This is a genomic window from Ruegeria sp. HKCCD9138 (assembly GCF_057220975.1).
This window is the reverse complement of the sequence record NZ_JBWVAZ010000001.1, coordinates 388,889-415,125: the sequence shown is the minus strand read 5'-3', so window position 1 is coordinate 415,125 and position 26,237 is coordinate 388,889. Positions and strand designations below refer to the sequence as shown.

At 58.7% G+C, this 26,237-nt stretch carries 26 protein-coding genes; 16 read left to right on the top strand and 10 right to left on the bottom strand.

The window, feature by feature from the left end:
- From AC2TEL_RS02070 to AC2TEL_RS02060, 3 genes are all read right to left on the bottom strand, one after another.
- The gene (locus tag AC2TEL_RS02070) at positions 1 to 1,059 is read right to left on the bottom strand and encodes an adenylate/guanylate cyclase domain-containing protein (RefSeq protein ID WP_480839371.1); all 1,059 of its coding nucleotides are present in this window, start codon (positions 1,057 to 1,059) and stop codon (positions 1 to 3) included.
- Entirely contained in the window at positions 1,056 to 1,424 is a 369-nt protein-coding gene (locus tag AC2TEL_RS02065) for a group I truncated hemoglobin (RefSeq protein WP_480839369.1), read from the bottom strand. The genes AC2TEL_RS02070 and AC2TEL_RS02065 overlap by 4 nt, the downstream gene beginning before the upstream one ends.
- 223 nt (positions 1,425 to 1,647) lie before the next feature.
- Positions 1,648 to 2,340 carry a Crp/Fnr family transcriptional regulator gene (locus tag AC2TEL_RS02060; RefSeq protein WP_480901597.1) on the bottom strand — a complete coding sequence of 231 codons (693 nt, stop codon included), beginning with the start codon at positions 2,338 to 2,340 and terminating at the stop codon, positions 1,648 to 1,650.
- A gap of 181 nt (positions 2,341 to 2,521) precedes the next feature.
- Between AC2TEL_RS02060 and hemA the strand changes: the two genes are divergently transcribed.
- A complete protein-coding gene (gene hemA / locus AC2TEL_RS02055) occupies positions 2,522 to 3,745 on the top strand; it encodes a 5-aminolevulinate synthase (RefSeq protein ID WP_480839365.1) in 1,224 nt (407 codons plus the stop codon).
- Positions 3,746 to 3,801: 56 nt separating this feature from the next.
- On the opposite strand, the gene AC2TEL_RS02050 is transcribed toward hemA, so the two are convergent.
- The 6 genes from AC2TEL_RS02050 to AC2TEL_RS02025 form a co-directional block, all read right to left on the bottom strand.
- Positions 3,802 to 3,999 (bottom strand): nitric oxide reductase F protein, encoded by a 198-nt coding sequence (locus AC2TEL_RS02050; RefSeq protein WP_480839363.1) that lies wholly within the window; start codon positions 3,997 to 3,999, stop codon positions 3,802 to 3,804.
- A 95-nt stretch (positions 4,000 to 4,094) separates the two neighbouring features.
- A complete protein-coding gene (locus AC2TEL_RS02045; RefSeq protein WP_480839361.1) occupies positions 4,095 to 4,643 on the bottom strand; it encodes a cytochrome c oxidase subunit 3 in 549 nt (182 codons plus the stop codon).
- Positions 4,640 to 6,562, bottom strand: a complete 1,923-nt coding sequence (locus tag AC2TEL_RS02040; protein ID WP_480901596.1) for a nitric oxide reductase activation protein NorD — start codon at positions 6,560 to 6,562, stop codon at positions 4,640 to 4,642. Before AC2TEL_RS02040 ends, AC2TEL_RS02045 begins: the two co-directional genes overlap by 4 nt.
- 9 nt (positions 6,563 to 6,571) lie before the next feature.
- On the bottom strand, positions 6,572 to 7,381 hold the full coding sequence (locus AC2TEL_RS02035; RefSeq protein ID WP_480839357.1) for an AAA family ATPase: 810 nt from the start codon (positions 7,379 to 7,381) through the stop codon (positions 6,572 to 6,574).
- 5 nt (positions 7,382 to 7,386) lie between these two features.
- Positions 7,387 to 8,754 carry a cbb3-type cytochrome c oxidase subunit I gene (locus AC2TEL_RS02030; protein WP_480861856.1) on the bottom strand — a complete coding sequence of 456 codons (1,368 nt, stop codon included), beginning with the start codon at positions 8,752 to 8,754 and terminating at the stop codon, positions 7,387 to 7,389.
- 16 nt (positions 8,755 to 8,770) lie between these two features.
- On the bottom strand, positions 8,771 to 9,220 hold the full coding sequence (locus tag AC2TEL_RS02025; RefSeq protein WP_480839353.1) for a c-type cytochrome: 450 nt from the start codon (positions 9,218 to 9,220) through the stop codon (positions 8,771 to 8,773).
- A gap of 331 nt (positions 9,221 to 9,551) precedes the next feature.
- Between AC2TEL_RS02025 and AC2TEL_RS02020 the strand changes: the two genes are divergently transcribed.
- Positions 9,552 to 10,601: a Hint domain-containing protein gene (locus tag AC2TEL_RS02020; protein ID WP_480839351.1), complete on the top strand. Its 1,050-nt coding sequence runs from the start codon at positions 9,552 to 9,554 to the stop codon at positions 10,599 to 10,601.
- A 12-nt stretch (positions 10,602 to 10,613) separates the two neighbouring features.
- On the opposite strand, the gene AC2TEL_RS02015 is transcribed toward AC2TEL_RS02020, so the two are convergent.
- Positions 10,614 to 11,807, bottom strand: a complete 1,194-nt coding sequence (locus AC2TEL_RS02015) for an NnrS family protein (RefSeq protein WP_480901595.1) — start codon at positions 11,805 to 11,807, stop codon at positions 10,614 to 10,616.
- Between the two features lie 245 nt (positions 11,808 to 12,052).
- On the opposite strand from AC2TEL_RS02015, the gene AC2TEL_RS02010 reads away from it, so the two are divergent.
- From AC2TEL_RS02010 to AC2TEL_RS01945, 14 genes are all read left to right on the top strand, one after another.
- Positions 12,053 to 13,729: a cytochrome D1 domain-containing protein gene (locus AC2TEL_RS02010; protein ID WP_480901594.1), complete on the top strand. Its 1,677-nt coding sequence runs from the start codon at positions 12,053 to 12,055 to the stop codon at positions 13,727 to 13,729.
- A gap of 124 nt (positions 13,730 to 13,853) precedes the next feature.
- Positions 13,854 to 15,641, top strand: a complete 1,788-nt coding sequence (locus AC2TEL_RS02005; protein ID WP_480839345.1) for a NapC/NirT family cytochrome c — start codon at positions 13,854 to 13,856, stop codon at positions 15,639 to 15,641.
- Positions 15,642 to 15,698: 57 nt separating this feature from the next.
- Positions 15,699 to 16,106, top strand: coding sequence for a cupredoxin domain-containing protein (locus AC2TEL_RS02000; protein WP_480839343.1), 408 nt, complete (start codon positions 15,699 to 15,701; stop codon positions 16,104 to 16,106).
- Positions 16,107 to 16,306: 200 nt separating this feature from the next.
- Positions 16,307 to 17,068: a uroporphyrinogen-III C-methyltransferase gene (gene cobA, locus AC2TEL_RS01995; protein ID WP_480901593.1), complete on the top strand. Its 762-nt coding sequence runs from the start codon at positions 16,307 to 16,309 to the stop codon at positions 17,066 to 17,068.
- A gap of 10 nt (positions 17,069 to 17,078) precedes the next feature.
- On the top strand, positions 17,079 to 17,411 hold the full coding sequence (locus tag AC2TEL_RS01990) for a c-type cytochrome (protein WP_480839339.1): 333 nt from the start codon (positions 17,079 to 17,081) through the stop codon (positions 17,409 to 17,411).
- The gene (locus AC2TEL_RS01985; protein WP_480839337.1) at positions 17,408 to 18,553 is read left to right on the top strand and encodes a cytochrome D1 domain-containing protein; all 1,146 of its coding nucleotides are present in this window, start codon (positions 17,408 to 17,410) and stop codon (positions 18,551 to 18,553) included. The genes AC2TEL_RS01990 and AC2TEL_RS01985 overlap by 4 nt, the downstream gene beginning before the upstream one ends.
- 4 nt (positions 18,554 to 18,557) lie before the next feature.
- On the top strand, positions 18,558 to 19,547 hold the full coding sequence (gene ahbB, locus AC2TEL_RS01980) for a siroheme decarboxylase subunit beta (RefSeq protein ID WP_480901591.1): 990 nt from the start codon (positions 18,558 to 18,560) through the stop codon (positions 19,545 to 19,547).
- The gene (locus AC2TEL_RS01975) at positions 19,544 to 19,993 is read left to right on the top strand and encodes an Lrp/AsnC family transcriptional regulator (protein WP_480901589.1); all 450 of its coding nucleotides are present in this window, start codon (positions 19,544 to 19,546) and stop codon (positions 19,991 to 19,993) included. The genes ahbB (AC2TEL_RS01980) and AC2TEL_RS01975 overlap by 4 nt, the downstream gene beginning before the upstream one ends.
- Entirely contained in the window at positions 19,990 to 20,472 is a 483-nt protein-coding gene (gene ahbB, locus AC2TEL_RS01970) for a siroheme decarboxylase subunit beta (RefSeq protein ID WP_480901588.1), read from the top strand. Before AC2TEL_RS01975 ends, ahbB (AC2TEL_RS01970) begins: the two co-directional genes overlap by 4 nt.
- Positions 20,473 to 20,476: 4 nt before the next feature.
- The gene (nirJ, locus tag AC2TEL_RS01965; RefSeq protein ID WP_480839329.1) at positions 20,477 to 21,691 is read left to right on the top strand and encodes a heme d1 biosynthesis radical SAM protein NirJ; all 1,215 of its coding nucleotides are present in this window, start codon (positions 20,477 to 20,479) and stop codon (positions 21,689 to 21,691) included.
- A 76-nt stretch (positions 21,692 to 21,767) separates the two neighbouring features.
- Positions 21,768 to 23,291 carry a cytochrome D1 domain-containing protein gene (locus AC2TEL_RS01960; RefSeq protein WP_480901586.1) on the top strand — a complete coding sequence of 508 codons (1,524 nt, stop codon included), beginning with the start codon at positions 21,768 to 21,770 and terminating at the stop codon, positions 23,289 to 23,291.
- Positions 23,248 to 23,511, top strand: a complete 264-nt coding sequence (locus AC2TEL_RS01955) for a hypothetical protein (protein WP_480839325.1) — start codon at positions 23,248 to 23,250, stop codon at positions 23,509 to 23,511. Before AC2TEL_RS01960 ends, AC2TEL_RS01955 begins: the two co-directional genes overlap by 44 nt.
- A 90-nt stretch (positions 23,512 to 23,601) precedes the next feature.
- Positions 23,602 to 24,066, top strand: coding sequence for a DUF2946 family protein (locus tag AC2TEL_RS01950; protein ID WP_480901585.1), 465 nt, complete (start codon positions 23,602 to 23,604; stop codon positions 24,064 to 24,066).
- 44 nt (positions 24,067 to 24,110) lie between these two features.
- Complete coding sequence (locus AC2TEL_RS01945) at positions 24,111 to 26,234, top strand: 4Fe-4S binding protein (RefSeq protein WP_480901854.1); 2,124 nt, start codon at positions 24,111 to 24,113, stop codon at positions 26,232 to 26,234.
- Positions 26,235 to 26,237 lie beyond the last annotated feature (3 nt).

The window sequence follows — 26,237 nt, the reverse complement described above, 5'->3', positions numbered from 1 at the left end:
TTAGAACATCCGGGTTTTCTGCGGCGTGCTCAGCCGGGACGTAACATTGATCAAGTCCATCTGCCCCATGCCCTTGATGTCGACCGGACCCAGATCGGTAATCTGGAATTCGTCAATCAGGGCGTATTTCATCTCTTCCGGCGCTACAATGTGCATCGGATTGGCGAAAACCTGAAGGCGCGATGCGATGTTCACTGCCGGGCCAAACACGTCATAAACATATTTCTGGATCCCGACGACCGAGCCGACTGCTGCACCCGTTCCAAGCCCGATCCGGGCCTGCCACTTGTGCGGGTGGCTTTCGTTGCGCCGCTCCAGATACCGCAGGAATCGTACGGCGCAATGGGCTACCGCCGTGGCGTGGTCTGGCGTTTCATCCGGCATGCCAGAAACGGCCAGATAAGCATCCCCGATGGTTTTGATCCGCTCGCAGCCGAATTGCTCCACGATGCGATCAAAAGCGGTGAAGATGTCGTTCAGCTCGCTCAGAGTTACGGTTGGGTCAGTCTTGGCCGTAAAATCAGTGAAGCCGACAAAATCCAACATGACCACCGATACATTTTCATAAAGCTGGGGTGTAACCACTCCGAATGTTTTGAATTCTTCATAAACGGCGCGCGGCATCAGGTTCAGCAGCAGGCGCTCGACCCTTTCCTTTTCGCGTTCCAGCTCGCGCGTGTTTCGCTCCACCATGGTCGAATAACTGTCGATCATGCTCTCCAGTTCGCGAATGCGTGTAATATTCTGGCATTCGACGACCAAAAGCTGTTCTTCGACCCCGTTCGCCAGAGACACTGTGGTTGCAAAAATCAATGTGCGGCGTTTCGGCTTGATCTGCAATTCCGCCGAATACCGAAGACCGGACTGCTTGACATCCTCCAACTCTTTGAGGTCAAGCCCGGGAAGAATATCCAACAAAGTCTGGCCGGGTTCCGGTGTCCCGAACCATTCGGCAAAAGGACCGTTGTGAAAAATAAAGCTCATGTCCGATGCCCGCAGGACAGCAACGCCAACACCGATTGCACGAAGCAGGTGCTCGTTGATGGCATGAATGTTCATGCGGCGGTCCGGGCAACGATAATGGAGCGCTTCGATTCAATCGCCTCCATCACGATTTCGATGTCTGCGTCTGCCATACCATGCTGGGACAGGGCCTCGGTAAGCAAAGCGCCCATTTCGTCGAAATCTTCATGCGTGATGTTCAGGTGACGATGAACAGCCTCGATCCGGTCATCGCTGAACGAAGCCGGGCCACCGACAAGCGAAGACACGAATTTTGTCTGGTGATCGATCAGACGCGGCATGTCGATGTCATCGAAATGGTCGCCAATCTGTTCGGAATCCAATGCCAAATCATAGAATGACATCACGATGCGGCTGATGGTTTTGAACCCGCCGTATTTATCGTAAATAGTCTGACTCACAACAAAAAAACCAGGATAGTTGGCGTTAACACTGCAACAATATATCAAAATGAAAGCTTTGTTAACTTTTATGCGCAGTTATGTCCGCAAACTGGCACGCCGCCCGGTCCGGGAGTCGTGACGCGGCAGTATTCCAGATGTTCCAGCACTGGATTCGAACCAGACATCAATTGAACTGATTTAAGGATTTCGAAGCGATCTCAAAACTACTCTGCGCCAGCAGTTACTTCTCTGACGGGTCACTCTCAGCATAGTCCCGCAAGTCCTCAACGTCCGAGATGACCGCGTGGTTTCGGTTGATTTTTACCCCCACGGATTTCAGACGAGAGAATGCACGGCTCAGGCTTTCCGGCTTCATGCCCAGTCGCCCTGCGATCAGCATCTTGTCGTAGGGCAATTCCACGTCACAACCGCCGGCGTCGATCTCGCAAAGACTGAGCAGAAACTCAGCCACCCGTTGCGCACCGGTCTGCGCCTTGAGTTGTTCCAACTGCGCGACAAGTGAATGCAGATGCGTAAAGGTTGAGGCCAGAATCGATACACCGATTTCCGGATCCTCCCGCATTAGCGACAGCAGAACCGGGCTGGGTATGTGCATCACTTCGCAGGGCGAGACCGCCTCGGCGGACACCGGGTAAGGCACGTTTCGCAGCGCTACGGCCTCACCAAAACTTTCTCCCTTGGTGAATACACTGACGACAGCTTCGGCCCCTGTCGGCGACATGCGAAACAGCTTGACCCAACCGGCCAACACCACGTGAACGGCTTTGGCCTCTTCTTCCTGCAAAAAGATCGTCTCGCCCCGATCGTATTGCCGCCAGATCGCGTGGCTGAGCAGCGTATCGACATGTTGCTCAGGTAAACTCTTTAGAAGTAGTGACTGCCGCGCAATCGCTTTTTGAACTTCGTGCGCCACGAAGCATCCCCTTTTTTCCCTGTCCGATAGTCTGGACGGTACATCATTGTAGTCTGGCTATGCCAAACCCGAAACCGCTGCACCAGTCTTTTCCTGCGTCAAACTTGACAATTGTCATGTCGCTTGCGTCGCCACGGGCCTAACCTCCCCTTCAAAGCCAGTATTCCGGGGAGCAAGCAAGATGGACTACGAGCGTTATTTCACCCAGAGCCTGAATGACCTGCGCGACGAGGGAAATTACCGCGTTTTCATCGACCTGCAACGCCGTTGCGGTGCGTTCCCGAATGCGCGCCAGACCGATGGGGAAATACAGCGCGACGTGCGGATATGGTGTTCCAATGACTATCTGGGCATGGGTCAGCACCCATCGGTGATCAATGCCATGCATGACGCACTGGATCGCTGCGGTGCGGGCGCTGGCGGCACGCGCAATATCTCGGGGACGACTCATGACCATGTGTTGCTGGAAGCGGAACTGGCCGATCTGCATGGAAAAGAGGCTGCGCTTCTTTTCACCTCGGGATATGTATCGAACTGGGCCGCGTTGGGGACGCTGGCATCGAAAATTCCCGGTCTGATCGTCTTCTCTGATGCGCTGAACCATGCCTCGATGATCGAAGGCATCCGCCACTCACGGGCGCATAAGGTGATTTGGAAGCACAACGATCTGGAAGACCTTGAGGCGAAGCTGGCCGCAGCGGACCCCGACGCGCCCAAGATGATTGCATTTGAATCGGTCTACTCGATGGATGGGGACATCGCCCCGATCAAGGAGATCTGCGATCTGGCCGACAAATACGGCGCAATGACCTATCTGGATGAGGTCCACGCTGTTGGCCTCTATGGTCCCCGCGGAGGCGGCATCGCCGAACGCGAAGGCCTGATGGATCGTCTGACAGTCATCGAAGGCACCTTGGGCAAAGCGTTTGGCGTGGTCGGTGGCTATATTGCCGCCTCGGCCGCGCTTTGCGATTTTGTGCGAAGCTTTGCCAGTGGGTTCATCTTTACCACTGCCCTGCCCCCGGCGATTGCCGCTGGTGCGGCAGCATCCATCCGGCATTTGAAACAGTCGGCCGAAGAACGCGATCTGCAAAAAGCCCGCGTCGCTCAGGTCCGTGCCCGGTTGGATGCCGAAGGCATTCCGCACTTGCCGAACCCCAGCCATATCATCCCGGTGATGGTGGGCGATCCGGTGAAATGCAAATTCATCTCGGACACGCTGCTGGAAGAGTTTGGCATCTACATCCAGCCGATCAACTATCCCACAGTTCCCAAAGGCACCGAGCGTCTGCGGATCACGCCGTCGCCCGTGCATACGGATGAGGATATCGACCATCTTGTCGGCGCTCTGTCGGCCTTGTGGCAAAGGTGTCAGATCGCACGGATGCCGATGGCCGCCCAATAACCAAAGCGTCCCTTCGCTTGGAAAACTGCCGCTCATCCGAGCGGCTTTTTTCCTTTTCAAATCAGGTAAAGGCCAAAGATCAGTAGTGAGAAACCGGTTAGCACCATAGTAAAGCCTCGAAGCCATGCCGGGCTGTGGGCAAGGTCCAGATAGCGTGCAAGGATCATGCGCGACTTGATCGTCGCAAGAAGCAGGATACCGCCTCCGACGATTGCGTCCGGCACCGGCAGCAACGTCAGCAATGCGGACGCCACGCTGAGTGCGAGCAACCCAAGCCAGGCGAGTGTAAGAGAGTCCGGACGCCTCCGGCGGGAGTATTTGGAAAAAGATGAAGCTGTCTGCATCTTTCTCACCCCAACAGGTAGATCACGGGAAACAGCATGATCCAGACCAGGTCCACCATATGCCAGAACTGAGCTCCAGCCTCGATATTGCGGGGATCGTCGCGCCAGGCGACCAACAGCAGAATAAAGACACCTGCCAGAACGTGGGCCGCATGAAATCCCGTGAGCAAATAATAGAACAGAAAGAACGGGTGAGTTTCGTAAGTAATGCCCTGCCCCGCCTTGCCCGCGTATTCCACACCTTTGACGACCAGAAAGACCACACCCAATAGTGCAGCGCCAATCAAAGCAGAACGGGCAATGCGGCGGTGCGCTGCACGCCGCCAGGCAAGCGCCTTGGCGGCCAGAAAACCGGAAGTCACCAGCACAGCAGTGTTGAGCGCCGCACCGGTGCGATACAGGTGAGATTGCGCTTCTGCGAATCCTGCCGGGTCGGTCAGCCGCACGCCCATGAAGGCAATCAGGCCCGCGCCGAAGACCAGCAGTTCGCTGACGATCAGAACCCACATCAGCAACTCGCCGGGCAATTCGTCGATCAGTGTGGTGTCACTCATGCCCCGACCAGTTGACGGTAAATCTGAGGCAGCGCCATGGTCAGGCGGTGCGGGTCGGGGATGACGGCAAATCCGCCCTGCCCGAACATGCGTGGGAACCAGCTTTTGCCGGTTTTGTCGATCGTGACGCCAAAGACCGATTGCCCGGCGCGGCGGGCTTCGCGCACGGCCATGCAGGTGTCCTCGATCCCGTGGCGACCTTCATAATGGTCAAGATCGTTGGGCTTGCCGTCGGTGATCACCAGCAGCAGGCGGCGTTTTCGCGACTGCGCCGCCAGATCGGCTGAGCAATGGCGGATTGCGGCGCCGAGGCGGGTGTAATGCCCGGGACGCAGTGAAGCGATGCGTTGTTCGACGATGGTACCCATCGGCTCGTCAAAGCGTTTGCAACGCTGAACATAGACACGCTGACGCTTCAGCGAACTGAAAGCGTGAATTGCAAAATCGTCGCCACAGGCGTTCAGGCCCCAAGCGAGCGCAGCCAGCGCTTCGCGTTCTATGTCGATGACGGCGCGGCCCGTGACGGCGCTCTCAGTTGAGCGACTGACGTCCAACAGAATCGAAACCGCCAGATCTCGGGCTTCGGGTCTGGATTGCATCCAGATGCGCTCGGTGCCTTCGCCATTGGCGCAGCGATCGACCTGGGACCGGACAGCTGCCTCGATATCCAGCTGGTCGCCGTCCAGATGGCCACGGGTCATGACCCGGCCTGGGCGCAGCGCTTCGAACTGGCGTTTGACGGCGCGGATGCGGCGGGCGGTGGCAGGATCCTTGCCGAACTCGGCGGCATCTTTGCGAATATCGGCATCCGACAGCAGGACATTGACGTGGTCGGGCAAGTACCGCCCCGTGCGTACGTCCCATTCGGGATAGAGGATTCGGCCCGACAGACGCTCGCGATTCACGTCCTCGGGCGCAAGATCCAGATGCAGCTTCAGCTTGGTTGGTGGCGCCTTGGAGATCTGGCCAAGGCCGATCTCTTCCTGATCGTCGGCTGCTTTCTTTGCATTGTCGGGATCATCATCGTCGATGCGCCGGTTGATGTTCAGAAACTCGGCCCAGCTGAGGATCGCTTCGAACTTATGCAGGATGAAGCTGTCGCTGCGGGACGCCTGATCCGATTTGCGGCGGCGCGCGCGGTGAGTCTTCTCCCCCGACTCTTCGGGTGGGCCTTCGGTATCTGGGTTCTCGACCTCGTTATGTTCGGAGAATCCAACGGCGCGCAATTCCGGCCACAGTGGAACGGGACGGAAATGCTGATAGCCACGCGGGGCTGTGAGGTCGTCGTCAAGCGCCAGGAAACGCTCGGCTTTTGGTGACAAGGGGGCCGTGTCGCCCAGCATGTGGCGGACGAGCTCTTCGACCGCTGCCTCAACGGGTGGCAGGTCGGGGATGTCGCGGTAATGCAGAATTCCCTTGCAGAGCTCGGTATAAAGCGGGCGCAGTCCAGGAGCGCTGTCCAACGTCGCCTCGACCATGTTCTGCGCGGCGATCAGAGCGCGCAGGTCGGCACGCAGCGGATCACCTTCGTCAATTCGGGTTCCGGCATGGGCAGCAGCAGCGGCCAGCCAGACATAAAGCGCACCGTTTGCTTCGCGCGCTGGGAAAACAGCCAACCGATCCGGCAGGCGCAGAACCTCTCCGTCGAACGAGGCACGCGGCATCAGTTCGGCCTCGGTTGCCAGGCGGCGGCGCCAGCTCAGACGGTGGTGGGATAGTTCGGGCGAGACCGGGCGTAACTCGACGCCCGGGCTACCCCCAAGTCCCCGGAAGAGGACTGCCAGCCGCCCCGCGACCTCAGAGAGGTCGACCGCGGCTCCAACATGCACCTCAGGTGCATCGAGGCGGCTGGCAAGGGTGTGCCACAGTTTCCCGATCGTTTCTTCGGGTTCCCATGGCTCAAAGTCGATCTTGACCATCGGCCGGCCTCACCCAAAGACAGCCGTGACAAGATCGAGGAGCCCGCGTTTGATGTCCTCGTCATCGGTCAGAGGTTCGATCATAGCGGCAAGAATGGCGCGGTCGGTGGACATGCCCTGCGCGATCAGCGTGGCGGCATAGACGACCAGGCGGGTGGAAACGCCTTCTTCTAGATCCTGACCCTTAAGACCACGCAGCTTGCCTGCAAGGCGCACCAACGGCTTGCAGCGCTCCAGCGCCAGACCGCTTTCCTGTGCGACGACTTCTGCCTCCATCTCGGGCGACGGGAAATCGAATTCCAGCGAGATAAAGCGTTGCCTGGTCGAGGGTTTCAGGGTTTTCAGAATATTCTGGTAGCCGGGGTTGTAGGACGCCACCAGCATAAAGCCCGGCGCGGCCTCAAGCTCTTCTCCCGTCCGATCGATCGGCAGGATGCGCCGGTCGTCAGTTAGCGGGTGCAGCACGACGGTCACGTCCTTACGGGCTTCGACGACCTCGTCGAGATAACAGATTGCACCTTCGCGCACCGCACGGGTCAGCGGGCCATCGACCCAGACGGTTTCGCCACCCTTCAGCAGATATCGCCCGATCAGGTCGGCAGCGGCGAGGTCATCGTGGCAAGCCACGGTGTATAGCGGGCGCCCCAGCTTCGCAGCCATATGCGCCACAAAGCGGGTTTTGCCACAACCTGTCGGGCCTTTCAGCAGGACCGGCAAGCTATTGTTGTAGGCGGCGGTGAATACATCGCATTCATCACTTTGCGCCAGGTAGAAGGGGGCGTCAGCCGCCCCCGTCTTCAGTTCCATGGAGCCGTCCATTTTCATCACTCCGCAGGGGTGTCGGCCGCGCCGGGTTCAATGATCTCTTTCCGGGGCACCCAGATCGAGTAAATGAACAACAGCGCACCAAGGACTACTACGAGACCCGCACCAAGGCGCATCCAGTAGAAGATGGCGATTTGATCCTGCACGTCCATGAAGTAGTCGCCCACAACGCGTTGCATGTGCGTTTGAACGGTTCCGGCGAAAGTCAGCACGAAGGTCATGAAGACCATGCCGCTGGTCATCAGCCAGAAGCTACCCATGTTTAGAACCTGATTATAGGGGTCGCGGTTCTTCAGGATAGGCATTGCGTAGGTGAAGATCGCCAGGTTGAGGCAGACATAGGCGCCGTAGAAGGCCAAGTGACCGTGGGCAGCCGTAATCTGCGTACCGTGCGTATAGTAGTTCACCCCGTGCAGCGTATGCAGGAAGCCCCAGACACCGGCACCGAAGAAGGCAAGTGTCGCACAGCCCAGAGACCACAGCAGAGCGGCCTTGTTCGGGTGATCACGACGGCCTTTCCAGACCATGACAAAGGCAAAGGCCATCATCGCGAAGAACGGGATAACCTCGAGGCTCGAGAAGATCGAACCAATCCACTGCCAATACGCGGGCGTACCGATCCAGTAGTAGTGGTGACCGGTGCCCAGAATGCCCGAGAACAGAGCGGCAGCGACGATGACATAGAGCCATTTCTCAACGATCTCGCGGTCAACACCAGTAAGCTTCAGCATCAGGTAGGCCAGGATCGAGGCCATGATCAGTTCCCATACGCCTTCGACCCACAGGTGGACAACATACCACCAGTATTGCTTGTCGAGGCTCAGGTTACCCGGGTTGTAGAAGGCGAACAGGAACAGCAGCGCCAGACCCCAGAGGCCCAACAGCAAAATGTTCGAAATCGCGGTCTTCTTGCCTTTCAGCACCGTCATCGAGATGTTGTAGAGGAAGATCAGTGCAGCAACCACGATGCCTGCCTTGACCCATTTGGGCTGCTCAAGGAACTCGCGTCCCTCTTTGCCCAGCAGCCAGTTGCCTTCGAACAGGTTGAACACATAGGTCACAACAACGCCGAGGGTACCGACCACAAGGATGATCAGCTGCAGATAGGCCAGCTTGGTCGAGTGGATTTCCCGTTCGGTCTCTTCCGGGATCAGGAAGTAGGCCGCACCGAAGAAGCCCAGGATCAGCCAGACGATCAGTGAGTTGGTGTGCAGCATCCGCACGATGTTAAACGGCAGAAGCTCGCTCAGGAAGTTAGGCGATACATAGATCAGACCGGCCAGCAGGCCGCCGATCACCTGGATCGCAAACAGCGCCATGGCCACTGCAAAGTAGGCGTAGGCGATTTTTTGGGATTCGTATTTCATTGCTCCGTTCCCCTTCTCAGCCTGCCTCGTTGGGCGGCCAGCCCTGAGCGTCGATGTTGTCCGTCCAGATCAGGAAGTTCGCCAGATCACGGATCTCTTCGTCGCTGAGGTTGAAATTGGGCATCTGCCGACGACCGGGAATGCCGGTGGGTTGCGCCTCCATCCAGCCCTTGAGGGCCTCAAAGGCTGATTCCGGATCGTCAAGGACGCCCCAGCGGGTCATCACATTGCCGACTTCGGGGGCGAAATAGGCGCCCTCGCCCAGAATCGAGTGACAGTTAATGCAGGCGTGTTTTTCCCAAACGTGCTTACCCCGCACCACGCTTTCATCAAGTTTCGCCGCATTCTCGGAATTGACGATATACAAGTGGGAATGGGCCGATAGGGCCAAAAAGATGAGAATGAAGAACAGTGACCCGCCATAAAAGATGTTGCGAGCCATGCTCTTTGTCATGACTTCTCGCATCGCGCTCTCCTTTGCGCCGATTAGCTAGTAGAAGCACAATGGCGATCCGCGCATGGTGTCGCCTTAACGAAAGTCAAGACCAGCCGGTGAATATACTTTAAGGGGATCGGCTTCGCAGTTGGCAGAAACGGATTTTTGCAGGTCTGCTGCACCATGCAGGCCAACGGTCCAGAAACCGGCGCCATGTGACCGCATCGCATTACCCAAAAGTTGCCCAGATTAAGCCTTGAAAACCAGTTTTTCACCCGGCACTAAACCATTTGAGTGATTAGGCTGTCGTCGTTTGCGCGAACACGCAGAATCGCAGGCGGTCCAAGTAGTTAGGTTAAAGATGGCAATCAAGATATACGGCGCGTTCCGCTCTGACTCAACCATGACAAACAGTCAGGCGCAGCTTTATCAGCCAGGCACTACGTTCCAGATCACGGCATACAGTCAGATCACGATCACGGATGGTGCCGATGCAACGATTATCGACGGCGACAATATCTCGAACGAGGATCCCAATGACCCAACGCAGACCTACCTGGGGAATGCGTTCGCCTGGGATTATACCATTCAGGTCAACGATGGCGTGAACAACTACGAAATCGGCGTGATGGACTGGGACCAAAACGGCGATGGTGATTTTGATTTTCCCTCCGCTGAACAGGGTTTTTTCCTTGGGTTCATCGGGGCTGTACCACCGCTCAATACGACGCTGACGATTGGTGCTCTGACCGACAATGGACCGGACATTCCTGTTAACACCGTGGTGCCATGTTTCACGCGGGGAACGCTGATCGAGACACCCAATGGCCCGCGCGCCATCGAGACACTTTCGGCCGGAGACGAAGTTCTGACTCTGGACCGCGGGCCGCAACGCATTCGCTGGATTGGCGCCCGACAGTTGGGGGCCAACGAGTTGACAGCGAAGCCCAAATTGCGTCCGATCCGGATAAATGCAGGAGCCTTGGGCAGCGCCCTGCCCAAACGCGACCTGCTGGTTTCACCGCAACACCGGATGCTGGTTCGGTCGGCCATCGCCATTCGCATGTTTGACGCCAGCGAAATTCTTGTAGCCGCGCATGCTTTGGTCGGTATTCCAGGTATATCCATTGATGGCACTTCCGAGGCGGTCGAGTACTACCATATGCTGTTCGAACAGCATGAAATCATCTTCGCTGAGGGCGCGCCGTCAGAAAGCCTGTACACCGGAACCGAGGCTCTCAAATCAGTGCAGGCCTCAGCGCGCGCTGAGATATTGGAATTGTTTCCGACTCTGGGAACTCCGGGGTTTGCACCAGCGTCGGCGCGCCCGATTCCAGCCAAGGGTCGGCAGGTCCGCAACTTGGTTCGCCGTCATATCAAGAACAGCCGTTCCCTGATCGAACACCTTTGACCGGAAACATGTCTACGCATTCGCCACGCGTGGTTCCGTAAGCGCGGGCCACATGGCGATCAGATACAAAGCGACGGCACATACCCATGAACCATCCGCAACCAGCATTGCGGTCAGATATCCGTCGCTCAGCCCTGTCCCCAGCCATCTGATGATCGCCGCCACCGCCATCAACCCATAAGCCAGCGCCATCATCGGCGGCGCAACCAGCGGGCGGCCCGAGTGTCCCAGGGCTGCACGGCTCATGACCGCAAGTGTCATGCCCCCTACGCATCCTATGCCCAGAACGTGAAGGGCCGCGATCTCATTTCCGTAACCCAGCACTGCAAACCCCCACAGGATCAATCCCAAAGCCAGCATCCCGAGGCCAAGGTGCAGCGCGATCAGGATGGGCTGGCGAACGGCCCAGCCAGACCGCCAGCCGGTCATGCGCACTATCTGAAGAATGCCCAGACCCAGCGCCAGCGCACCGGACAAAAGGCCAACGCCCAACAAAAGAACAGCGAGCGGCGTCAACAGCGCGACGATCATTCCGACCTTATCCAAGGCCGCGACAGAAACCGGCCAGGCTGCTTCTGGTTCTCCTGCACGTTTCATCGCGTTGCGGGTAAAGGCAGGAGTGATCCGTCCGCCAAGAATGGCAATCATCGAGCATAATGTCAGCAAACCTGCGCGAAGACCGGTCTGGAGCGTATCTCCGGTCGCACCAATCCACTCCAGGTGGGTTAAAAGATTCGCAACCCAGATATAGAGAAGCAGCAGCAGAAAGATCATGTTCTGCGGTTTGGGTCGGCGGATCAGCTGAGACGCTATTTTTGCCGCAAGAATTGGCACGAACGCCAAATCGATCACGGCAACCAGTGTCGGCGACAAAGAGCCCGAAAACCACATGGCGACCCGCCCGGCCAACCAAATCCCAGCCGCTATGGTAACAAAGCGTGCTCGCGCGTCGGGTGCTCCGGTCCAATTTGGGACAGCGGTCAGGAAGAAGCCACCCAGCGCCGCGGTGGCATACCCGAAAATCATTTCATGCGCGTGCCACATGGGGGGAGACATGGAATAGGTCGGATCCTCAACCGGAAGCGCTCCGGCCTGGGTGACCAACCACACGCCCCAAGCCCCGCCCGCGAACAGGCCATAAAGCCCCGCCGACAGAAAAAACACCCGAAAGCCTTCGCCCATTACACGTGCGATCGTTGCCGACATGCCTGCTCTCCTTGGCCTCAATGCGTTTCTCCTAGGTCTAGTGGGGGAAGGCGTCGCACCCCTTAACAAAAATCAAGGCCGTGCGGAAAATATGAACTGAAAACACAAGTTTTAGAGCGTCCTTTTTTCGCGAAAATCCCGACCTGACGACCGGTTTGCGACCCTCCCGTTGACTTTGGTCAAGGATGACAACTCTGTGATGTCCCACTCTCCAACCTGCCTCACCACGCATATGGAGAGTGATCATGTCACTTGGAATCAGCTACAATAAAACTGGCCGCGCCTTTGGGGTCGGTTTGGCGATGTTGCTGGGCAGCGTCGCTGCGCCAACATTCGCCGAAGAGCCAACCCTCAGCAAGGAAGCCTTTGAGTCTTCTAAACAACTATACTTTGAACGCTGCGCTGGCTGCCACGGCGTCTTGCGCAAAGGTGCCACCGGTAAAAGCCTTGAGCCGATGGTCGAAACGAAGAACGCCGATGGTACCGTGACCGAATCCGGAACCCTGAAATTGGGTCAGGAACGGCTTGAAAAGATCATCGCCTGGGGGACCGAAGGCGGGATGAACAACTTCTCGGACGTAATGTCCGAAGAAGAAATCCGCGATATGGCGACCTATATTCAGATGGAGCCGCCCAAGCCGCCGGAGATGTCGCTTGAACAGATGATGGCGACCCGCAAGGTTTATGTCGAACCCGAAGATTACCCGACCGAGCCGCTGCATGGCCGCAACTGGGAAAACTTCTTCGTGGTCATCGAACGTGACGTGGGCAAGGTGGCCGTGATCGACGGCGACACCAAAGAGGTGCTGGCGCACATTCCAACCGGTTACGCGGTGCACGTTCTGAAAGCATCGGAACACCACAAGCTGGAAGAGCCGGAAAACCCGGGTCGCTTCTGGTACACCATGGGCCGCGACGGCAAGATGACCAAGATCGACCTGTGGCAGAACCCCGAGAACATGCTCGTGGCCGAGGTCAAGATTGCTTATGACGCCCGTGACGTGGCTGTGTCTGGTGATGGTAAATACGTGATCGGTGGCGGTTACTGGCCTCCGCACTTCGCCATTGTTGACGCTGAAACCATGGAACCGAAAAAGGTCGTCTCGACCCGCGGTGTGAACGTGGACGGTGATTACGTGGAAGAAAGCCGCGTGGCTGCCATCTACACCACCCCGAACGAACCGACCTGGATCGTCGCTGTGAAGGAATTGGGTCAGCTGTGGCAAGTCGACTATACCGACCTGGATAACCTGCGTATCGACAAGATCGACAGCGCCAAGTTCCTGCATGACGGGTTCTTTGATCCAACCGGTCGTTTCTTCCAGATCGCCGCAAACGCGTCGAACAAGATGGTCGTCGTGGACACCCAGACCCACAAGCTGGAAGCCATGATCGACACGGCGCCACTGCCGCACCCCGGCCCGGGCGCCAACTGGGTTGACCCGAATTGCGGCCCGGTTGCCGGAACCACCCACCTGGGTGAAGGCACCGTGACCGTCTGGGGCAACGACCCCGAAGGTCACCCGGATCAGGCATGGAAAACCTGCTATGAGGTCGAAACCGATGGTCCCGGCCTGTTCATTCGGACCCACCCGGAATCCGACTACATCTGGGCCGACCAGACCAAGCACCCTGAGCCTGAGATTCAGCAATCGGTGCAGGTCATCGACAAGGCAACCGGTGAGATCGTGAAAACGATCCAGATCACCGAAGAGGAAGGCAATGTCGCCGTCCACTTCGAGTTCAACCAGGACGGTTCCGAGGTTTGGGTTTCCAAGTGGAACCGCTCGACCTCGAAAGAGCCGAACGGTGAAATCGTGATCTTCGACGCCAAGACGCTGGAAGAGATCGGCCGCGTGAAGGGCCTGTTTGCTCCGACCGGCAAGTTCAACGTCTACAACCGGTCGAACCACGTCACCTGACGGGTTTGCAACCAACACCGGAAAGGGCGGGCCCCTCGCCCGCCCTTTCCTCGTTTGCCCTTTCAGCCAAACGCGCCGGCCTGACACGCCGCGCCAGTCAAGACAGCCATAACGGAGCCCGGATATGACCTCCGAACCGGATAAAAAACCACCAATCTGGCGCCGGTATTTCCTGTGGGGAATGCCCGTGGCCGGCATCGCCGTGGCATTTGCCGCCGGCATCATCTTCTGGGGCGGGTTCAATACCGCCATGGAAGCCACCAACACCAAGGAATTCTGCGTCTCGTGCCACGAGATGCGTGATTTTGTCTATGAGGAATACACCGGCACGATCCACGATGTGAACCGATCCGGTGTGGGCGCGGTCTGTTCCGACTGTCACGTGCCCAAGGACTGGACCCACAAGATGATCCGCAAGATCAAGGCGTCCAGAGAGCTCTATGGCAAGATGGTCGGCTCCATCAACACCCGCGAGAAGTTCGAAGCCAAGCGTGTGCATCTGGCGATGAATGAATGGGAGCGGATGAAGGCCACCGACTCGCGCGAATGCCGCAACTGCCACGATTTCGAGTCGATGATGCCCGAGTTCCAGAAACCCCGCGCGCGTCAGCAGCACCTGAACGCGATGACGATTGGTCAAACCTGCATTGACTGTCACAAAGGGATTGCGCACTCGGATGCCCGCGACCGGGCCGACGAAGAATATCTGGAAGAGCTTGAGGCGCCGAACCCGGCCTTCATCCGTCAGATACCGCCGGAATACCTTGCCAGCCTCGAGAAGATCGAAGCCAAGGAAGCCGCCGAAGCCGAAGCTGAAAAAGCAGCCAAGAAGGCTCAGCAAGAAGCCGTGCAGGCGCAAATTGCATCAGCTGTTGAATCCGCCCTCGCCGAAGAGCGTGCGAACGCAGCAGGTGATGAGGCCGCAGCCCCCGCTGGTGGCGGAGGCGGCGATGTCGGCGGCAATATCGACTGGAACGCAGTGGCCAGCGCTGATCTGAAACTGTTCTACCCTGGCCAGGCCTCGTTTGAATGGGTGCAGAACGGCAAATTCCACGGCGGGGCGCGTCCGCTGACCAAAGGCGGTGACCAATGCACCACCTGCCACGCCAAGGAACTGGACACCATCGGCAACAAGATCGTTGCAGGTGGCGATCTGGAACCGACCCCGATCCCCGGCAAGCGCGGCGTGATCGACGCAACGGTTCAGGCGGCACATGACGACGAAAACCTGTATATCCGACTGCAATGGCCGGATGCGGGCCACAACCCCGCCCCGTTTGTCGACGGCGGCAAAATGGACCCCGACAACCAGATCAAGGTCGCCATGATGATCACGGGCACCGGCATCGAGATGGGTGATCAGGTGGGCTGCTGGGCCTCGTGCCACGCGGATAACACCTACATGCCATTTGATCCGGGCGCCGATGCGATTGCCGCCAACGGTGATTTCACAGGCCGCATGACCGCGCAGGACACGGTGACCAAGTACATCAGTGAAAGCCGCACCGAGATCGACACCAAAGGTCGCCGCGGCAAGCCGATGGGTGGATGGGACAAGCTGCAGGCCGCCGAGCAGATCGAGCAATATCTGGCTGATGGCACTTACCTTGACCTGATGCGTGTCTATGCGGACGGCAGTGCGAGCAACGGCTATCTACTGGAACAACGCGTGGTCAACGATGGTGAGATTGCCGCCTCGGCCGATCTGTCCGGTGGAATGTGGACCGTGGTCTTTACCCGTCCGCTGAATTCCGGTGCGCCGGGGGATGTCCCGCTGGAGCCCGGTCAGACCTACACGGTCGGCTTTGCCATCCACGACGACTTCTCCGCCGCGCGGTTCCACCACGTGACGCTGAATACCAGCCTTGCGCTGGACGACGACACCGCGAATATCAATGTGGTGAAACAGTAACGGATTGGGGGCCGGGTGAACCGGCCCCTGCCCATTTTCAGAAAGGAGACATGGACCATGAAGACCCACCGCCTTCTTCCTGCACTTCTGCTTTTGGCGTCACCGGCGCTGGCGGCCGACGAAGACAACGCCGAACTCTGTGCCGAAGCCGAAGAACGCTATGTCGAGATGTTCGGCCAGCCTTCCGAGGCTGTTGACGACGCCGAAGTGGTGCTGATGTACAAATACAATTTTTGCCCACGCGAACTGACGGTCAAGGCAGGCACGACAGTGCGCTGGGTCAACGTCGACAAGCGCACCAGTCACAGCGTGCTGCTGAAAGACGGCAGTGAACCCGAAAGCGACCGGCTATTCCCCGAGGAAACGGTTGATTTCACCTTCCTCTCTCCGGGCCCTCAGGAATACCTCTGCGGGCCGCACTGGGAGACACAGAACATGATCGGAATGATCACCGTCGAACCCTGAGCCGAGGCTGACATACAGGCAGAAGAAAGGAGCGCAGGAGCAATTCCCGCGCTCCTTAACTTATGTCAAGGAGGTTTCTTTGCGATTGCGTCAGTCTGCCTTCATGACACGCCCGGCTCACCCAGCAACGTCCCGTAATCACAGTGGATTCGCGCGGGAAACCCGGGTTCCGAAGACATTCAGAACAAGCGAGTTTGCACATGAGCGGTAAGGTTTTTCTGATCGGAGCCGGTCCGGGTGACCCAGAGCTGATGACCCTTCGTGCGATGCGAATGCTGCAAGAGGCTGATGTGGTGGTCTATGACCGTCTGGTCTCGGACGACATCCTTGCCATGCATGCCGAAGGCGCGCGATTGATCCCCGTCGGAAAGGCCCCCAAGTGCCACACAGTTCCGCAGGACCGGATCAACGAAATCCTGCTGGAAGAGGCAAGGAACGGTCACACCGTCGCGCGGCTGAAAGGCGGAGACCCGATGATCTTTGGCCGCGGCTCGGAAGAGGCTGCCTACCTTTCCGCCCACGGCGTCTCAGTTGAATACGCCCCCGGCATTACCGCGGCTCAAGGTGCGTCCTGTTCCACCGGCGTGCCCCTGACCCATCGTGGACTGGCGACTTCGGTTCAATATGTTACCGGCCACCGGCAGGCGGACAGGGTTCTGGATCTAGACTGGAAACGGCTGGCGGATCCGGACTCGACACTTGTTGTTTACATGGGCGTCGCCAATATCGGCCAGATCGCCATGGGACTAATGACCGAGAACCTGCCCGGTTCGACCCCCGTTCTGGCCGTTGGGAAAGCCACAACACCGGATGAACGTCGTCTTGTGTCCCGGTTGGATCAGCTGGCAACAGACGTGCGCGACGCCGAACTGAAAGCCCCCACGCTGTTCATCATCGGTAAAGTTGTATCGCTTTACGCCGAACGGCCGGTGGCCGATTTGCTGGAGCAGGCCCATGGCTAGCGTTGCTCGAATGACAAACGGACACACGGGCTGGACTGCGCGCGCCGTTCTTACAACCGCCGTTCTTGTGGCCACTTCGGCGCTGGCGGCGGATGTCATCGACCCCAACGCGCTGAAACGGCTTGTTCATCAGGATTGCGGTTCGTGCCACGGGCTTTCTCTGAAAGGCGGCCTTGGCCCCGATCTGCGATCCAAAACCCTGGAGCACTATGACGCTGACGTTCTGACCGGCGTCATCCTTGACGGAATCCCTGACACCGCAATGCCCCCCTGGCGGCCCCTGATCAGCGAAGAAGAGGCCGAATGGATCGCCCGTTACCTTCTGGAACCGGAGGCACAATGAAACATCTCGTCCTTGGCCTCGTGGCCACTCTGATGATGACAACTGCACAGGCCGAACCGATGGCCACCGGCGATCTCGGGCTGGTGATCGAACGCGCCAAGGGTTCGGTCCTGCTGGTGGATCAATCCGACCGTGCTGCGCTGGCGCGGATCGAAGGTTTGGGTGATCTGTCTCACGCCTCGCTGGTTTATTCTCCGGATCAACGCTTTGCGTATGTCTTCGGGCGCGATGGCGGGCTGACCAAGGTGGATATCGTCACACGGCAGATCGTGAACCGGGTCGTGCAGGCAGGCAACGCCATCGGCGGTGCAATCTCGGATGACGGCACGCTTGTGGCTGTTTCGAACTATGAGCCGGGCGGCGTACGCGTGTTCGACGCGGACACGCTGGAGATGGTCGCCGATATCCCCACCGACAGCAAAACAATCGGTCTGGTCGACGCGCCCGGACGCCGGTTCGTCTTCACCATGTGGGATACGGGCGAGACCTGGATTGCCGATTTCTCTAATGGCGCGCCCGAAATCACCAAGATCCCCGACATGGGCAAAAACCCTTATGACGCGCTGATCACCGCAAATGGCCGCACCTATATCACCGGCTTGTTTGGCGAGGATGGTCTGACCGCCCTCGATCTGTGGTCGGATAGACCCGAACCCATTCGCGTATTGCCGGATTATGGACGCGGGCAGGAAGAAATGCCGGTCTATAAGATGCCTCATCTGGAGGGCTGGGCTTTGACCGGGCGGGAATTTGTCCTCCCTGCGGTGGGCCATCACGAAGTTCTCTGGGTCGATGCCGAAACACTGACCGAAACGGGGCGTACCAAGACCCATGGCCAGCCGGTTTTTGCCATGGCGCGCCCCGACGGGCGGCAGGTTTGGGTAAATTTTGCCCACCCCCTGAACGACACGATTCAAGTGATCGACAGCGTCAGCAAGGAAATCATTCACGAATTCAAACCCGGTCCAGCCGTGCTGCACATGGAATTCACGCCACGCGGGCACGAGGTTTGGCTGAGCGTGCGCGATGCCAACAAAGTTATGGTCTACGACACGCAAACATTTGAAAAGCTGCGCGAAATCGAAGCGGACAGCCCCTCGGGCATTTTCTTCACCGCCCGCGCGCACAGGACAGGGCTTTGAAACAATGTGTCACATTACCGATCCGATCGATCGTAGCTTGCTGGACGAATTCCAACGCGATTTTCCCATCGTTGAGTTCCCGTTTCAGGTTTTGGCCGACAAACTGAGCCTCAGTGAACACGAAGTGGTTGACCGGCTCGCCCGGATGCGTGCGGCGGGACGGATTACACGTGTCGGGGCCACAATCGCACCTGGTGCCGTTTCTGCCAGCACGCTCGCCGCTGTCGCCGCGCCGGAAGAACGCATTGAGGAGATAGCGGCCCTGATCGACTCCGAGCCGGGGGTGAACCACAACTATCAGCGTGAAGATGATTGGAACCTCTGGTTCGTGGCGACGGGGCCGGATCGCACTCATGTGGACGACACACTGGCCCGTATTTCGGAGCGAACCGGGTTGCGCGTTCTCGATCTGCGGCTGGTGCGCCCGTTCAACGTGGATCTGGGGTTCCGCATGTCCGGCGGCTCTCACCGCGTTCCAACCGCGCGCAAGATCAACCGTTCCGTCATGCAGGACGGTGATCGGGATCTGCTTCAGGCTTTGAGCTCCGGTTTGCCGCTTGTGGCCGATCCGTATGCTGCGCTGGCCCGATCTCTGCGGCGCGATCCGAATGGCGTAATGGAGCGTATTCGTGTGCTGCACGATGCGGGCATTATCTCTCGTCTGGGTGTTATCGTTCGCCACCGCGCGCTGGGCTGGTCGGCCAATGCAATGGTTGTCTGGGATTTGCCGCAGGATCAGATTGATCAGGCGGGCCCTGCCCTGTCCGCGCATCCGGGCGTAACCCTGTGCTATGAGCGCAGACCGGTAGAGGGCATCTGGCCCTACCGGCTATACTCAATGATCCATGCCCGCTCGCGCTCTGAGGCCGGCGATGTCCTGTCAGGCGCAATAGCCCTTCCGGAACTGGCCGGGGCACAACACAAAGTGTTGTTCTCGACCCGCTGTTTCAAGCAAACCGGTGCGCTGATCAAACCCAAGGAGGTGGCGGCATGACACTGGATGCAACCGACCGCGCCATTCTGAACCGATTGCAGGATGACCTGCCTCTGACGCCCCATCCCTACGCCAATGTGGCACAGGAATTGAAGATTTCGGAAAGCGATCTGCTGGCGCGTCTGGAACGAATGAAAGAGGACCGCGTGATAACCCGCTTCGGCCCCTTCTTTGACGCCGCGGCCATGGGTGGGGCGTTCTGCCTATGCGCGATGGCCGTTCCGGCGGACAAATTCGAAGCCGTCCTGACCAAAGTCAATGCGCACCCCGAGGTCGCACATAATTATGAACGCACGCATCGGCTGAACATGTGGTTCGTTCTGGCCACCGAAACCCCCGAAGGGATCGAGGCCACCGCCGATGCCATCGAACTGGAGACGGGAATTCAAGTTCTTCGTTTCCCCAAACTGCAAGAGTTTTTTATCGGCTTCCGGGTGGCGGCATGATCGACACGACAGACAGACAGATCATCGAAGCGCTGCAGAGCGGGCTGCCCCTGACCCCTGCCCCCTATGCGAAGGTGGCCGAAACGCTGGGCCTGGAAGAAGACATTCTTCTTGATCGCCTGTCAGCACTCAAGGCGCGTGGAGTGATCCGTCGCATCGCCGCAGCGCCAAACCATTACAAGCTGGGTATGACGTCGAACGGGATGACAGTTTGGGATGTCGATGACGACCGCATCACCGAACTGGGGGCGCAGATCGGTGCCCTGCCCTTTGTGACACATTGCTATGAACGGCCCCGCGCCCTACCCGACTGGCCCTACAACCTGTTTGCCATGGTCCATGGCACCGACCGGGATGAGGTTGAAATAAAGCGGGCGCAAATCGCCGATATCCTGGGCAGCGCGTGTCGCGCAAAGGACATCCTCTATTCCACGCGCATCCTGAAAAAGACAGGGCTGCGCCTGAAAGCGAAAGGCTGAGAACATGTTCCGCCTGACCGAATACATGCACCAACTGGTCAATCCGACCCCGGTGCGCAAACGCCGCCCCGGACCAGTGAAACCAGTGGTGATCTGGAACCTGACGCGGCGCTGCAATCTGAAATGCCGCCATTGCTACACCGTTTCGGCGGATGTCGCGTTCCCGGGCGAGCTCAGTCACGAGCAAGCCATGGTAACCCTTGAGGATCTGGGCCAGTTTCGCGTCCCGGCCCTGATCCTCTCGGGTGGGGAGCCGCTGGACCGGTTCGATTTCTTCGACATCGCCAAACGCGCTCGTGAGCTGGTGCCGATGCTGGCGCTGTCGACCAACGGCACGCGGATTTACGACGAATCCGCCGATATGATTGCCGACGTCGGGTTCAGCTATGTCGGCATTTCGCTCGATGGGATCGGAGCAACCAATGACTGGTTCCGGGGCGTCGAAGGCGCCTTTGCCGACGCGCTGCGCGGAGTGCGCGAATGCAAAAAGCGCGGGATCAAAGTTGGCTTGCGGTTCTGTCTGACCGAAGGCACGCAACATCATCTGCCCGATCTGCTGCAACTGTGTGACGATGAGGGGGTCGACAAGTTCTACCTGTCCCATCTGGTTTACGCCGGTCGAGGTGACAAGAACCGTGGCGAGGATGCCGAACACCTGCGTACCCGCAAGGGGCTGGACCTGCTGCTGGAACGCGCGTGGGAGGCTGCTTCGGGCGGGCGGCCACTGGACATCGTGACCGGCAACAACGATGCCGATGCGGGTTATTTCCTGAACTGGGTTCGTGCTCATTTCGATGCCGAAAAAGAAGCGCATGTCCGGGAACATCTGGCCGCTTGGGGCGGAAACTCCAGCGGTTTGGGTGTGGCGAATATCGATAATCTGGGTCGGGTTCACCCTGACACTTATTGGTCCGATTACACCGTTGGCAACGTAAAAACCAAAGCATTCTCAGAGCTTTGGACCAGCGACGACCCGATGCTGGCCATGCTGCGAACACGACCCCGCCCGCTCAAGGGGCGTTGCGGCGCCTGTCAATTGAAGGATGTCTGCGGTGGCAATACCCGAATCCGGGCGTTGCAACTGACGGGCGATCCCTGGGCCGAAGACCCGGCCTGTTACCTGTCAAACGAAGAAATCGGCGTGGACGACGCGGGCGAACGCCTGCAGGTCACACCGTTCCGGGGGAAACGTCATGATCCGGCCCATCAGTTCTTTTGAGACCGCGTTATCGAGTACATCAGCCTGTGTCCCAACGGCAAATGCGGGAGCCTCCGGCGGGAGTATTTTTGAAAAGATGAAGATCGGGGTCCTGTGTTCGCTTCTGACCGTGGGAGCGGCCTGGGCGGATGCGCCGTCGGATTATGCTGAGCATTGTGCCTCGTGCCATGGTGAGAACCGTCTTGGTGGAGTTGGGCCGGCGCTGATCCCCGAAACGCTGAAACGGATGCGCGGCCCGCGCGTTGCCGCCGTGATCGCCGAGGGGCGCGCGGCGACCCAGATGCCTGCCTTTTCACACGAGTTGGACGCCCTGCAGATCGAGGAGCTGGCAGGATGGCTGAAATCGCCGCTGGAAACCGATCCTGAATGGGGTGAAGCGGATATCACGGCCAGCCGTACTCTGGACGAAGACTACGTGCCCGTGGATGCGCCGGTTTGGGACCGTGACCCGATGAACATCACGCTGGCGGTCGAGACCGGTGATCACCATGTCAGCGTGTTGGACGGTGACACGTTCGAAGTCCTGGATCGGTTCGAGACGCCCTTTGCCGTGCACGGGGGACCCAAGTTCAGCCCCGACGGCCGCTATGTCTTCATCATGTCCCGAGATGGTTGGGTGCAGAAGTATGATATCTGGGCGTTGAAACAGGTGGGCCGCGTGCGCGCGGGCCTGAACAGCCGCAACATTGCGATGTCGGGGGACGGCAAATGGGTGGCTGTGGCAAATTATCTACCTAACAGTCTGACCTTGCTGTCGACCGAGGACCTTTCGGTTGCCAAAGTCATCGAGGTAAAGAGCAAAAAGGGAAACCCCAGCCGCGTTTCGGCCGTTTACCAGGCCCCGCCGCGCGAAAGCTTCGTACTGGCTCTGAAAGACGTCCCCGAAATCTGGGAAGTGTTCTATGGCGCCAACCCGCCTCAATTCGGCATCGGTCACGACTTCCGCATCGAAGGCCAGTTCAAGAACCCTGACCCTTTCCCCGTGCGCAAGATCACAACGCCCGACTATCTGGACGATTTCTTTTTCGATCAGAGCTACGAGTATGTCATGGGCGCATCCCGCGACGGAAAAGGCGGTCAGGTGATTGATCTTGTGATCGGTCAGAAAGTAGCCGATCTGGACCTGCCCGGCATGCCGCATCTGGGCTCGGGCATCACGTGGCAGCACGGCGATACCACAGTGATGGCCACGCCGCACCTGACCGATGGCACCGTGTCGGTGATCGATATGGAAACCTGGGAAACCGTCAAGCGGATCAAAACCGAAGGCCCCGGATTCTTCATGCGCAGTCATGAGAATTCACCTTACGTCTGGGCCGATGTATTCTTCGGTCCGAACAAGGATGTCATGCACGTGATCGACAAGCAAAGCCTTGAAATCGTGAAGACTCTGCGCCCCGCTCCCGGCAAGACCGTGGCCCATGTGGAGTTCACCAAGGATGGCAGCCACGCGCTTGTGTCGATCTGGGAAGATGACGGCGCGGTAATCGTCTATGATGCGCAGACGCTGGAAGAGGTTCGACGCCTGCCCATGCGCAAACCTTCGGGGAAATACAATGTCTGGAACAAGATCACCTTCTCGGAAGGCACCAGTCACTGACGATAAATGGCCGGTCTGGAAACTGGCCATTTTGCTTTATCCGGCCACGGCTTTGACCGTGGCCATCAACCTGTTTCTGGCAGGGTTGATCCTGCACAGTGCGGGGTTCGGTGCAATTGGGCCTGTCCCTGCAATTCTTTGGTCGATTCCATTGGGTGTGCCCGCGTCCTGGCTGGCCGGGCGCTGGGTGCGCGGCCTGATGGATGAAGCCGACGGATAGGTGGCAATTTTTCCGAGACCTGACCTAAGTCAAGTATCCGTCTGAGAGAATCCCGTACAACTCTGGAAAGACTGCCGAGTTGGATTCTCCATGCCTGCCCCTAGCCCTCTGCACGCCCTCCCTGTTCGCGCTTTTCGCGCGGCGTGCGCACTGGCAGGCATCTTCCTTCTGTTGTCGCAAACGCTATCTCCGGTTCTGGCGAGTCCCGGTGAAAGCATGTGGGTGGAGATCTGCTCGGAGGCAGGCGCGGTCTGGGTCGAGGTCGATCTTGAAGAAGGCGGCGATGACCCGACTGCGCCCTGCCCGAAATGTGCCGACTGCGCGCTGTGCGCGGCAACGACAGCAGCGCCGTTGCCCGATCTGCTGTTGCTGGCGTCGGCTGAAGATGTTCAAGTCGTGCGCCTGGAACACAGGGACTTGCGTCGTTTGTACGGCTCGAAACGACTGTGGCCCGAGACCCGAGGGCCCCCGTTCGCGCCCCAAGAAAGAACCGAACGCGCCCCGCGCGCGTCCATGGCGTCAATCCAAGTAACTGGAGGTGCGCCGTGGTCGTAAGTCGCGCAATCCACATCCTTCTGGCCCTTACACTGTCCTGTCTGATGGCGATCAGCGCGCGCGCAGACAGCCTCGCCAGTTTCCTGCCCGATTTGAACCCCGCCGATCTGGCACCAGGAGCCGACGCTTTTGGCCCGGTGCGCGATGACGTCAAGGTCGCCCCTGTCCTGAAGGGCGGCGAGACGGTGGCCTGGGCTTTCTTGACGTCTGATTTCGTAGGCACGACCGGTTATTCCGGTAAACCCATTCATGTAGTCGCAGCCATTGATGACGATGCGGTGTTGACCGGCGTTCAGTTGGTCAAACACTCGGAACCCATTGTCCTGATCGGTATCCCCAACTCGCGTATGGTTGAGCTGACCGAAGGCTATGCCGGCCTCGACCTCAAGCGTGAGGCGGAAACCGGCGGTGAGGGGCATGACCTCGACATCATCTCGGGCGCGACGGTGACGATCATGGTGATCGATGACAGCCTCGTGCGCGGCGGTATCAAGGTCGCGCGCGCGCTTGGTCTGGGTGGACTGTCTCCGGTAAAGGCTGACGGGCCGAAGCGCGAAGTAGATATGGCACAGGACGCCGTTTATGACTGGACCACCCTGTCCGGAGACGGCTCGGTCCGGCGTCTGACGCTGGATATCGGACAGGTCAACGCGGCCTTCGAGGCCACCGGTGATCAACGTGCCATCAGACGCCCTGAACCGGGCGAACCGGATGACACTTTCATCGACATGCACATGGCATTGGTGTCAGTTCCTTCTATCGGGAAATCCCTTCTGGGCGAGGCCGAGTACCGGAACCTGACCGACTGGCTGGACGAAGGCGAACAGGCCATTCTTGTTCTGGGTCGCGGGGCTTACAGCTTCAAGGGTTCAGGTTATGTACGCGGCGGGATCTTCGACCGCATTCAGCTGATCCAGGGGGACAGCTCGGTTCGTTTCTTTGACCGCCAGCAACGCCGCGTCGGCGAGGTCGCCGCACCCGACGCGCCGAGTTTCACCGAGCTGGACATCTTCAAAATCCCGGCCGATGCCGAGTTCGACCCTGCCGAGCCCTTCCGTCTGCAACTGTTGGTTCAACGCGCTGTCGGCGCGGTCGAGAAAACCTTTCTGACATTCGATCTGGGCTACAAACTGCCAGAGCAATACTTGCTGCCTGTTGCTGCCCCCACGGTGGTTGACGATGCCACCGGCGAAGCCGCTGCCAAGGCCGCACTTTGGAAACGCATCTGGAAGGACCGCACTGTCGAGATCGCCGGACTGGGCGTCATGCTGCTGGTGCTGACAGCAACCTTTTTCTTCCAGTTCCACGCGACGATGAACGCGCGGGTCTTTTACTGGTTCCGCATCGGATACCTGACGCTGACCCTGTTCTTCATCGGGTGGTACGCAAATGCTCAACTGAGCGTCGTCAACCTGATGGCGCTGGCCGGAAGCCTGCGGACGGGCTTCTCATGGGATGCGTTCCTGCTGGATCCACTGGTCTTCATCCAATGGTTCGCGGTGGCCGCCGCGCTGCTGTTCTGGGGGCGCGGTGCCTATTGCGGCTGGCTGTGCCCGTTTGGTGCCCTGCAGGAGCTGACCAACAAGATCGCGCGTGCGCTGAAGGTGCCGCAATGGACCCTGCCCTGGGGGCTGAACGAGCGCCTCTGGCCCGCGAAATACATGATCTTCCTCGGGTTGTTCGGCCTCAGCTTCGTGTCGATCCCATTGGCCGAGACCTATGCCGAGATCGAGCCGTTCAAAACCGCGATCATCCTGAAATTCATGCGCGACTGGCCGTTTGTGGTCTTTGCGCTGGCCCTGCTGGTGATCGGCCTGTTCATTGAACGGTTCTATTGCCGCTATCTCTGCCCACTGGGCGGAGCGCTGGCTATCCCCGCCCGAATTCGCATGTTCGACTGGCTTCGCCGCTACAAGGATTGTGGTGCCCCCTGTCAGACCTGCGCCAACGAATGCCCCGTTCAAGCGATCCACCCGACTGGAGAGATCAACCCGAACGAGTGCGTCACCTGCCTGCATTGTCAGGTGCTCTACCAGTCCGAGACGAAATGTCCCGTCGTTATCCGCCAGTTGAAACGGCGGGCCAAGACAGGGTCGGTCCAGATGAAGACCCCTCTCGGACAACCACCGGCGAACCATCCGAACGCCAAACCGCAAACCGCTTCCTAAAAA